7 protein-coding genes and 1 pseudogene are annotated in these 10924 nt (G+C 73.9%); 2 read left to right on the forward strand and 6 right to left on the reverse strand.

Annotated features, from left to right (window positions below):
• From ACRYR9_RS18460 to mfd, 6 genes and pseudogenes are all read right to left on the reverse strand, one after another.
• Positions 1–236 (reverse strand): annotated as a pseudogene (locus ACRYR9_RS18460) (hypothetical protein); the annotation flags it as partial.
• 35 nt (positions 237–271) lie between these two features.
• Entirely contained in the window at positions 272–1567 is a 1296-nt protein-coding gene (eno, locus tag ACRYR9_RS18465) for a phosphopyruvate hydratase (RefSeq protein WP_432498739.1), read from the reverse strand.
• A gap of 65 nt (positions 1568–1632) precedes the next feature.
• A complete protein-coding gene (locus ACRYR9_RS18470) occupies positions 1633–2586 on the reverse strand; it encodes an ROK family protein (protein WP_432498737.1) in 954 nt (317 codons plus the stop codon).
• Positions 2587–2610: 24 nt separating this feature from the next.
• Positions 2611–3273: a nucleoside triphosphate pyrophosphohydrolase gene (locus ACRYR9_RS18475; RefSeq protein WP_432498735.1), complete on the reverse strand. Its 663-nt coding sequence runs from the start codon at positions 3271–3273 to the stop codon at positions 2611–2613.
• 150 nt (positions 3274–3423) lie between these two features.
• Positions 3424–4839: an ATP-binding protein gene (locus tag ACRYR9_RS18480; protein WP_432540208.1), complete on the reverse strand. Its 1416-nt coding sequence runs from the start codon at positions 4837–4839 to the stop codon at positions 3424–3426.
• Between the two features lie 53 nt (positions 4840–4892).
• The gene (mfd, locus tag ACRYR9_RS18485) at positions 4893–8480 is read right to left on the reverse strand and encodes a transcription-repair coupling factor (RefSeq protein WP_432498730.1); all 3588 of its coding nucleotides are present in this window, start codon (positions 8478–8480) and stop codon (positions 4893–4895) included.
• 140 nt (positions 8481–8620) lie between these two features.
• Here mfd and ACRYR9_RS18490 point away from each other — a divergent pair, with 140 nt between their 5' ends.
• Both ACRYR9_RS18490 and ACRYR9_RS18495 read left to right on the forward strand, forming a co-directional pair.
• Positions 8621–10423 (forward strand): DUF4012 domain-containing protein, encoded by a 1803-nt coding sequence (locus tag ACRYR9_RS18490; RefSeq protein ID WP_432498728.1) that lies wholly within the window; start codon positions 8621–8623, stop codon positions 10421–10423.
• Between the two features lie 137 nt (positions 10424–10560).
• Entirely contained in the window at positions 10561–10881 is a 321-nt protein-coding gene (locus ACRYR9_RS18495) for an RAD23 family protein (RefSeq protein WP_432498726.1), read from the forward strand.
• Positions 10882–10924 lie beyond the last annotated feature (43 nt).

Here is a 10924-nt window from a genome sequence, read left to right on the forward strand (position 1 = left end):
ACGAACACGCCCACCACCAGCTCGAGCGCGCTCAGCACCAGCACCCGGGGGCCCCGGGGGCGGGGGCGGTCGGCGGGCGTGGTGGTGGCGCTGCGGCGGCCGCGGGCCGCGGCCGCCGGGCGGCTGGAGGGGCGGGCCGCCGCCGGGCGCTGGGCCCGGGCGGCACCCGGCCCGCGCCCCGCACCCCCCGCCGTGCGGCGGGGGGTGCGGGGCGCAGTGGGACGACGCGACGCCATGGGTCCAGCTTCTCCCGCGACCGGGCCTGCGGGCGTCAGGCGCGCCCGGTGGCCCGGGCGGCGCGCGGGAAGGCGGAGGCGCCGGCGTAGCGGCCGGCGTCGTCCAGCTCCTCCTCGATGCGCAGGAGCTGGTTGTACTTCGCCACGCGCTCGGAACGGGCCGGGGCGCCGGTCTTGATCTGGCCCGAGCCCACGGCGACCGCGAGGTCCGCGATGGTGGTGTCCTCGGTCTCGCCGGAGCGGTGGCTCATCATCGTGGTGAACCCGCTGCGGTGCGCCAGGTCCACCGCGTCGAGGGTCTCGGTGAGCGAGCCGATCTGGTTGACCTTGACCAGCATCGAGTTGCCGGCGCTCAGGTCGATGCCCTTGCGCAGCCGCTCGGGGTTGGTGACGAACAGGTCGTCGCCGACGAGCTGGACCTTGCCGCCGAGGGTGCTGGTGATGTGCTGCCAGCCGGACCAGTCGTCCTCGCCCAGGGGGTCCTCGATGGACACCAGCGGGTATTCCGAGACCAGGCCCTCGTAGTAGCCGGTCATCCACTCCGCGGAGCGGTTCGAGCCCTCGAAGGCGTACCCGCCGTCGGCGACGAACTCGGTGGCGGCCACGTCCAGGGCCAGGGCGATGTCGGTGCCCAGGGTGAAGCCGGCCTTCTCGATCGCGGAGGCGATGAGGTCCAACGCCTCCTTGTTGTTCGGCAGGTCCGGGGCGAAGCCGCCCTCGTCGCCCAGGCCGGTGCTCAGACCGCGCTGCTTGAGCACGGACTTCAGCGCGTGGTACGTCTCCGCGCCCCAGCGCACCGCCTCGCGGAAGGACGCCGCACCCACGGGAGCGATCATGAACTCCTGGATGTCGACGCCGGTGTCGGCGTGCGCGCCGCCGTTGACGATGTTCATCATCGGCACCGGGAGCAGGTGGGCGTTGGGCCCGCCCAGGTAGCGGAACAGCGGCAGGTCGGCCGCGGCCGCGGCGGCCTTGGCGACCGCGAGGGAGACGCCCAGGACGGCGTTGGCGCCCAGGCGGCCCTTGTTGGGGGTGCCGTCCAGGTCGAGCATCACCTGGTCGACGATCCGCTGCTCGTGGGCGTCGTGGCCGACGAGCGCCGGCCCGATCTCCTCGATGACGGCTTCGACGGCCTGCTCGACACCCTTGCCCAGGTAGCGGCCCTGGTCGCCGTCGCGGCGCTCGACGGCCTCGTGCGCACCGGTGGACGCGCCCGAGGGCACGGCCGCGCGGGCGAAGGTGCCGTCGTCGAGGAGCACCTCGACCTCGACGGTGGGGTTGCCCCGGGAGTCCAGGATCTCGCGAGCTCCGACGGCCTCGATGGTGGCCACGCGCACTCCTACTGCTCGGCTGGTGGGCTGTTCGGTCGTCCCGAGCCTAGTGGGTGGCCCCGGGGTCACCCCGAGAGCGTCTGCCACCCCAGCCGCCCCGCCCCCAGCAGCCCGGACAGGCGCGGCAGCTGCGAGGGCACCAGGCGCACGTCCGCCAGGTGCGGGTACACGGCCAGCTCGGCGTAGGCGGCCCGCAGCGGGGCCATCAGCACCTCCCCGGAGGCGGCGACGCCGCCGCCGACCACGACGTCGGTGAGGTCGAACAGCGCCGCCGCCGACAGGAACGCCGAGGCCAGCGCCCGGGTCCCGGCGGCGATCACCTCCACCGGCACGCGCTCGCCCGCGGCGGCGTCGGCGGTCAGCGCCTTCGCGTCGGCCTCCTCCCCGGCCCGCCAGCCGCGCGCCTGCGCCGCGCGCACCATCGCCGGGCCGGACGCGTAGGACTCCACCACCCCGAGGGCGCCGGAACCGGGCAGCCGCTCGCCGTCCAGGACGACGCCGACGTGGCTAATGAACCCGGCGTTGCCGCTCTTGCCGGTGAGGGTGCGCCCGTCCAGGACGACGCCCCCGCCGATGCCGGTGGAGACGACGACACCGAGCACGGAGGGCGCCCCGGCGGCGGCGCCGACCCACTGCTCGGCGGCGGCGAAGCACTGCCCGTCCTGCGCCAGCACCGCGTGCGCCGGGCGGCCCAGCGCGTGCCCGGCGCGCTCGGCGACGGCCGCGGTGAGGGGGAAGCCGCGCAGCGAGGGGATGTTCACCGGGTGCACCGTGCCGGTGGTGGTGTCGACCGGGCCGGCCGAGCCGATGCCGACGACGTCGGCGACCTCGACGCCCCGCTCGCGCGCGTCGGCGAGCACGTCGTCCACGAGGCCCTCGAGCGCCGCCCCGACCGCGGCGGGGTCGGTGGCGTCGGTGGGGACCTCGCGCTCGGCCCGCACCTCACCGGTGCTCGAGACCAGCCCGGCAGCGATCTTGGTGCCCCCGATGTCCAGGGCCAGCACGTGCGTCGTCGTCACGGCGCCGGAGCCTAGCGACCCGGTTCAGCCCCGATCAGGTCCCGCGGCGCTCTCGCGCTGGCGGGCGGCAAGTTCCAGCCGGCGGGTCGCCGTGCGCAGCGCCGCCTCGGGGTCCACGCCGGCCGCGTGCGCGACGCGCACCAGCTCCAGCAGCCGCTCCCCCACCGCCTCCTCGTCGACCCCGTCCTGCGCCGGCGCCCCGGCCGGCTCGGCGAGGCCGGCGCGCTGCAGCCGGCCGAGGACCTTGTCGGCGCGGGCCAGCGCGGGCAGCTGCAGCGGGATGCCGTCCAGGACGGACTCGCGCGGCTTCTCGGTGGCCTTGATGGCGTCCCAGCGCGCCTGGAGGTCCTCCGCGGCCACCTCCCCGTCGAAGACGTGCGGGTGCCGGCGCACCAGCTTGGCGACGATCGCCTCGGCCACATCGTCGACGTCGAAGCCCTCCGCGGGGTCCTCGGCGGCCACCCGGGCGTGGAAGACGACCTGCAGCAGCAGGTCGCCCAGCTCGTCGCGCAGCTCCTCGCGGGTGCCGTTCTCCACGGCGTCGACCACCTCGTAGCTCTCCTCCACGAGGTACCGCAGCAGCGAGGCGTGCGTCTGCCGCGCGTCCCACGGGCAGCCGCCGGGCGAGCGAAGCCGGTCCATGACGGCGACGAGGTCCAGCAGCTTCGAGCCGGGGCGAGTGCTCATGGCACGCAAGCTAGCGTCCGTTGAGCGGGCCCGGGCAGGGCCCTGCGTCAACCAAGCATCAACGACCACACCGAAGCGTCGCCGCAGGTCAGCGACGTGCTCCGCGCTGCGAGGCACACGGGGTGGGGGTGGCGGTCAACCAACCGTCAACTACGCGTCAACAAGACCGACTCGCTCCATCGAAGCCCAGAAGGGCACGTACCGACGCGAGCGAGGACCGACCGACTCGTCCTGGACCCGGATCACGCCGTCATCCACCGCCATCTTCAACAGCCGAGAGGCCATGGCCTTGTTGTGCTCCAGGATGCCGAAGCGCTCCCGCACCGACTCGTTGTTCGCTCGTTCCCTCATCACCCACTTCAGGCAGGTGTGCAGGTAGACCGCCCGCACCCGCTCCTCACGGTCTATCGATGCGAACGGGCGGTGACCGAACAGAACGACGCGCGTCTGCCCCTCGGTCACCTCCACGCTGGGCGCTGGCAACTGGTGCAGCTCGACCTGGAAGGCCACCTTGTCCCAGCCGCTCCCGCGCTCTTCGCAGACACCGACCCTGCGCATCATCGCCGCGAGGAACTCGTTGCGTGAGCGAGGAGGGGTGTCGACGAAGCGGACGGGATCGACCAGCGGCACACCCGGGTTGGTGACCTCCACCCTGTCGTCGAAGATCTCGACCAGGGGGCCAGCGCCGGAGATCCGAAAGTCCTGGTGGACCAGTGCGTTGGCGATGACCTCGCGAAGCGCCAGTTCCGGGATGAGGGGCACTTCAGCACGAAGAGCTCTCCCGATGACCTCGTTGCGAGGCAGGAGGTCGGCCACGTGATCGAGAAGCGATTCGAAGATCACGGCGTACCCGCCTTCGAACGAGCGCTCACGCACGGTCTCCACCCGTGATCGCCCCCTGTACTGCACCACTCGAACGGCCTTCCTCCTCAGCGAAGGCCACGCCCTGAGGTCCTTACCGAACAGCGCAGCACCACCGGCCTTGAGCGACCACCCCTTGCCGTCGGAGTGGGCCACGAAGCCCTCCGTTGAGAAGTCGTCCAGAGCGCCACCGCCCGAGGGCTCCAACTGCTTGAGCAGTCGGTAATACGTCGCTCGGTCCAGATGCTCCAGCACCTCGTTCTGCTTCAACCCCGAGGACACGACCTCATCGCTGAAGTCACCGCCCAGGACGCGCCAGAGCCGTTGGGCCAGCAGTGGCCGATCCTTCAGCTTCTTCTTGTACGAGCCGTCGCGAACGTACTCGACACCTTTGAACTGAACGGGTGCGGAGCGCGCCCTCTCGATCTCCAGGACGACGACCCGGCCTCCTGGGTGATCGATCTCCTGGAAGGTGAAGTGGACCTGAGGTTGGAGCTGACGAGTCAGCCAGTTCCCGAGCTCCTCACCACCTCGTCTCGCTCCCTCCGGCGAGAAGCTGGTACCCACCACGTCCCGCGTTGCGTCGTCGACACCCCAGACGACGTGCGCGCGGTCCACCTCTGCGAGCGCCGCACTGTTGCTCAGCGCAGAGATGTACTCACCGATCGCCTCGCCGTCGGCGTTGTCACGCTTGAACTCGAGCACGGGACTCTCACGAGCCGCACGTAGCGCGTCGACGATGGAGGCCTGATCACCACTCACCGCCCGGCCCCCGCCGCGACCGCGGCCGGCTGGTCCTGCAGGACCGCGGCGACGAACTCGTGCGCCCACGCGAGCATCTCCGCGTCGCGCAGCGGCTTGCCGCCGATGCGCGCGGTCATCGGGGCGGGCACCAGCGCCACCGAGAGGGCCGGCTTGAGGATGGTGCCGGGGTAGAGCCGCTTCAGGCGCAGCTCGCGCGACTCGGGCAGGTCGATGGGGGCGAAGCGCACCTGCTTGCCCTGCAGCGAGATCTCGCGCAGGCCGACGCGGCGGGCGGCGATGCGGAACTTCGCGACCTCCAGCAGGTTCAGCACCGGCTGCGGCGGGGTGCCGTAGCGGTCGGTGAGCTCGGCGTGCAGCTCCACGAGGTCCTGCTCGGAGTCGGCGGCGGCCAGGCGCCGGTACGCCTCCAGGCGCAGCCGCTCGGAGGGGACGTAGTCGTGCGGCAGGTGCGCGTCGATCGGCAGCTCGATCTTCACCTCGGTGGGCTCGGGCTCGGCGTCGTCGTTCTCCGCGCCCGGGACCTGCCGGCGCACGTCGGCCACCGCGTCGGCGACCATGCGCATGTAGAGGTCGAAACCCACGCCGGCGATGTGACCGGACTGCTCCCCGCCCAGCATGTTGCCGGCGCCGCGGATCTCCAGGTCCTTCATCGCCACGGCCATGCCGGAGCCGAGGTCGGTGTGCTGGGCGATGGTGGCCAGGCGGTCGTGCGCGGTCTCGGTGAGCGGCTTCTCCGGCGGGAAGAGGAAGTACGCGTACGCGCGCTCGCGGCCGCGGCCCACGCGCCCGCGCAGCTGGTGCAGCTGCGACAGACCCATCGCGTCGGCTCGCTCGACGATGAGGGTGTTGGCGTTGGAGATGTCCAGGCCGGTCTCGACGATCGTGGTGCAGACGAGGACGTCGAACTTCTTCTCCCAGAAGTCCACGACGACCTGCTCCAGGCGGTGCTCGCCCATCTGCCCGTGCGCGGTGGCGATCCGGGCCTCGGGGACGAGCTCCTTGAGCCGGGCCGCGGTGCGCTCGATGGACTGCACCCGGTTGTGGATGTAGAAGACCTGCCCCTCGCGCAGCAGCTCGCGGCGGATCGCGGCGGCGATCTGCTTGTCCTCCTGCCCGCCCACGTACGTCAGCACGGGGTGGCGCTCCTCCGGCGGGGTCGCCAGCGTCGACATCTCCCGGATGCCGGTGACCGCCATCTCCAGGGTGCGCGGGATCGGGGTGGCGCTCATCGCCAGGACGTCCACGTTGGTGCGCAGCGTCTTCAGCGACTCCTTGTGCTCCACGCCGAAGCGCTGCTCCTCGTCGACGACCACGAGACCGAGGTCCTTGAACTTCACCTCCCCGCTCAGCAGGCGGTGGGTGCCGATGACGACGTCGACGGAACCGTCGGCCAGGCCGGCGATGGTCTCCTTGGCCTCGGCGCCCGGCGTGAACCGCGACAGCGGTTTCACCGAGACGGGGAACTGCGCGTACCGCTCGGCGAACGTCTTGTAGTGCTGCTGCACGAGCAGCGTGGTGGGCACCAGCACCGCGACCTGCTTGCCGTCCTGGACGGCCTTGAACGCCGCGCGCAGCGCGATCTCCGTCTTGCCGTAGCCGACGTCGCCGCAGATGAGGCGGTCCATGGGGACCGCCTTCATCATGTCGCCCTTGACCTCGTCGATGCTGGCGAGCTGGTCGGGCGTCTCCACGTACGGGAAGGCGTCCTCCAGCTCGCGCTGCCACGGGGTGTCCTGGCCGAAGGCGTGGCCCTTGGTGGCCATGCGGGCGGAGTACAGCTTGATGAGGTCCCCGGCGATCTGCTTGACGGCCTTGCGCGCCTTGGACTTCGTCTTCGCCCAGTCCGAGCCGCCCATCTTCGACAGCGTCGGGGTCTCCCCGCCCGTGTAGCGGGTGACCTGGTCCAGGGTGTCGGTGGGCACGAAGAGCCGGTCGCCGGGCTGGCCGCGCTTGCTGGAGGCGTACTCCAGCACCAGGTACTCGCGGGTGGCGCCCTGGATCGTGCGCTGCACCATCTCGACGAACTTCCCGATGCCGTGCTGCTCGTGCACGACGAAGTCGCCGGGCTGCAGGCTGAGCGGGTCCACGGCGTTGCGGCGGCGGCGCGGGGCCATGCGGCGCATGTCCTTGGTGGACTGCCCGCCCACCCCGGTGATGTCGGCCTCGGTGACCAGCGCCACCTTCAGCGCCTCGGCGACGAAACCGTGCTCCACGCTCGCGGTCGTCACCGCGACCACCGACTCCACCGGCGCCTCGACGAGGTCGTCGACGAGGCGTGCGGGCACGTCCTCGCCGGAGAGCACCTCCACCAGCCGCTTGGCCGGCCCGTGCCCCTCGGTGGTCACGACGATGCGCCAGCCGGCGCCGGCGAGCTCGCGCAGGTCGGCGAGCGCCTTCTCCGTCTCGCCGCGGTAGCTGACGACGTCGCGCGCGCCGACGCGCAGGACGCGGGTGTCCTCCAGGTCGCGCAGGTCGTCGTCGGAGACGAGGGAGGTCACCGACCACCAGGGCCGCCCGGTGGACTCCGCGTGGGCGCGCACCTGCGCCAGCGTCCAGAACGAGGAGGCGCCCAGGTCCACGGGGGCCTGGCCGCCGGCGGCGGCATTCATCCACGCGGCGTCCAGGAACTCCGCACCGGTGGCGACGAGGTCGTGGGCGCGGGCACGGACCTTCTCGGGCTCGGCGAGCACGACGTGGGTGCCGGCGGGCAGGACGTCCAGCAGCGGTTCCATGCCGTCGACGAGGACGGGGGCGAGGGACTCCATGCCCTCCACCGCGATGCCCTCGGCGATCTTGGCGAGCACCTCGGCGGCCTCGGGGTGGGCCTCCACCAGCGCCGCGGCCCGCTGCCGCACGTCCTCGGTGAGCAGCAGCTCGCGGCACGGCGGCGCCCACACCCCGTCCGGCTCGACCTCCAGGCTGCGCTGGTCGGCCACGGAGAAGGAGCGGACCTCGTCGACCTCGTCGCCGAAGAACTCCACGCGCAGCGGGTGCGGGCGGGTGGGCGGGAAGACGTCGAGGATGCCGCCGCGCACGGCGAACTCCCCGCGCCGCTCGACCATGTCCACGCGCGAGTACGCCGCGCCCACCAGGGCCTCGACGGTGGCGTCCAGGCCGACCTCGTCGCCGGCGCGCAGCCGCACGGGCTCCAGCTCGGCCAGGCCCTTCACCAGCGGCTGCAGCACGGCGCGCACGGGAGCGACGACGACGCGCACCTCACCCGTGCTCGCGTCGCGGTCGGACGGGTGCGCCAGCCGGCGCAGCACCGCCAGGCGCTGGGCGACGGTGTCGCTGCGCGGGGACAGCCGCTCGTGCGGCAGCGTCTCCCAGGCGGGGAACTCCGCGACGGCGTGCTGCGGCAGGTAGCAGCGCAGCCAGGTGGCCAGGTCCTCGCACTCGCGGCCGGTGGCGGTGACCACCAGCAGGGGGCGCTCGGCGGCCAGGGCCGCCAGCAGGGCGGGACGAGCGCCGAGGGGCGCGACCACGTCGAGGGCCTGACCGGCGCCCTCGCGCGCCGTCTGAACGGCCGCGCGGACGGCGGGTTCGGTGCGCAGGACGTCGAGCAGGCCGGTGAGGCTCACGAACACTCCGGAGGGACGTGCGAGCGGGTGGTGGACCACCGCGGAGGACTGCCGCAAGCCTACGGCCGCCCTCCGACGCGGGCCGCGCGCACGGGCGGCGACGACCCGCGGAGCCCGCGGCCGCCGGTACCCTCGGCCCGGTGCCCGGTGCTGCTGACGCCCCCACCTCCCCCGCCGCGCGGCCGCGCCGCCCGCGCCGCTCGCGCCGCCCGGCGGCGGTGGTGCTGGCCGTGCTGGGGCTGCTGGTGCTGGCCTGGGCCGTGGCCGTGGCGGTCAGCGGCGCGCAGGCGGTGCGCGCCCTGCAGCGGGTGGCGGACGCGGCGCCCGCCCTGGAGCGGGACCTGCGCGCCCAGCGCTTCGCCCAGGCGGTGCCCGTGGCCGAGGACGTGGCGGCCGACGCCGCCGCGGCCGCGCGGGCGACCGGGCAGCTGCCGTACCGCGCGGCCGGGCACGTGCCGTGGGTCGGCGACCAGCTGCGGGCGCTGGGCGCCGGTGCGCTCGCGGCCGCGGCGCTGACCGAGCCCCTGCCCCGCGCCCTGACCGCCGCGCAGGAGGTGCTCGGCGACGGGTTCCTGGCGCAGGACGGCGCGGTCGACGTCGCCGCGCTGCAGCGGGTGAGCCCGCTCGTGACCGACTACGCCACCCGCGTGGAGGTGGCCCGCGCGGCGCTGGAACGGGCCCGGGGCCCTCGCGTGCTGGACGCGCTCGCGACGCGCCTGGAGCCGGTGTCGCGACGGCTGGAGGAGGTCGCCGGCCCGGCGCGGGCGGCGGGGGCGCTGGCCCCGCAGCTGCCTGCGATGCTCGGCTCCGAGGGCGCGCGCACGTACCTGGTGGCCTTCACCAACCCGGCGGAGATCCGCCCGGTGCAGGGCCTGGTGGGCGCCTACGCCTACGTGTCCGTCGACGCCGGTCGCGTCTCCCTGGTGCGCACCGGCTCCAACGACGACCTGCAGGACGCCCGCTCGGACGTCACGGTCAACGGGGAGGAGTTCCTCTCCCTGTACGGCCGCGACCCGGACGCCGCGCTCGTGCAGAACCTCACGGTGGGCGCGCAGGCCGACGACGCCGCCCGGTTGGCGGTCTCCCTGGTCGCGGACGCGGGCCTGCCCACCCCGGACGCCGTCGTCCTCGTCGACCCGGTGGGCCTGGGGGTCCTCCTGGGCCCGGACCAGCCCCCGCTGCAGCTGGGGCCCTTCGGCGAGGTGGCGGCCGGCGACCTGCCCGAGGTGCTGATGCACGACGCGTACGTGCGCTACGAGGACGACAACGACGCCCGCGAGGAGTTCCTGGCCGCGGCGTCGGCCGCGGCCTTCGAGGCGGTGCTGTCCGACGGGCTGTCCGCGGACGCGCTGAGCGGGGGCCGGGAGGCCGTCGCCAGCGGGCACCTGGCCGTCTGGAGCTCGCGCCCCGAGGAGCAGGAGGCGCTCGTCGCGGCCGGCCTGGCGGGCGTGCTGGGCGACCCCGCCGCCACCCCGGCGACCGCCCACCTGGGACTGACCAACGCGGCGCCGTCCAAGCTGGACTACTGGGTGCGGGCCGCGGTGGAGCTGTCCCCGCCGTGCGCGGCGGGAGCGGCGCAGGCCACGGGCACCGTGCAGCTGACGCTGACCAACACGGTGCCGGAGGAGATCCCCTGGTACACGCGCAACCAGCGCCACCGCTCGGACCCCGTGCTGGGGCGCACGGCGCGCGACGTCGTCTCGCTGTGGGTGCCGCCGCAGGTGGGTCTGGACGGCGCGACCGTCGACGGGACCGCGGTGGGCACCGCGGTCGACAGCGAGCACGGCTGGCGGCTGGTCCGCCTGACGGTGGACGTGCCCCCCGGCGAGGCGGTGGTGGTGGAGTGGCGGCTGCGGGGGCGGGCGGACGCCCTGCCCGTCACCGTGACCCCGCCCAGCACGGCCAGCACTCCCGAAGTGCGCACGATCGATTGCTCTCAGTGATCGACGGAGGTGCCGGCGCCGCTCGCGCCGCGCCACCTCCTCGATCCGCTGGACTCCGGCAGGGCCTTCCGCCATCCTGGAGGGCGCCTCGCAGTGATCACTCGTGGGGCCGTCCAGTTCCAGGGGGGGACCCGACCATGCACAAGAACACCACCCGATCCGCCGCCGCCGGGGCGCTCGTCGCCGGCGCGCTCATCGGCCTGGCCGGCACCGCGTCGGCCGCCACCGACTACGCGCCCTCGACGCCCACCCCGTCGATCACCACCGTGCCGCCGGCCGGCAGCTCCGACTCCGGCTCCCCGGCGCCGAGCCGCGACGCCGCCGCGGCGACCTCCTCCGACGAGCTGGCCTACACCGGCGCCGACGTGCTGCCCTGGGCGGCCGCGGGCACCGTGCTGACCCTGGGGGGAGCCGCCCTGGTGGTCGCCTCGCGCCGCCGTCCGGGCCGTCAGCACTGACGTACCGGGCAGACCCGCCGGCGGCCCAGCAGGGCCCGCCGGC

Source organism: Kineococcus auxinigenes, from assembly GCF_050871525.1.
Lineage (GTDB): Bacteria > Actinomycetota > Actinomycetes > Actinomycetales > Kineococcaceae > Kineococcus.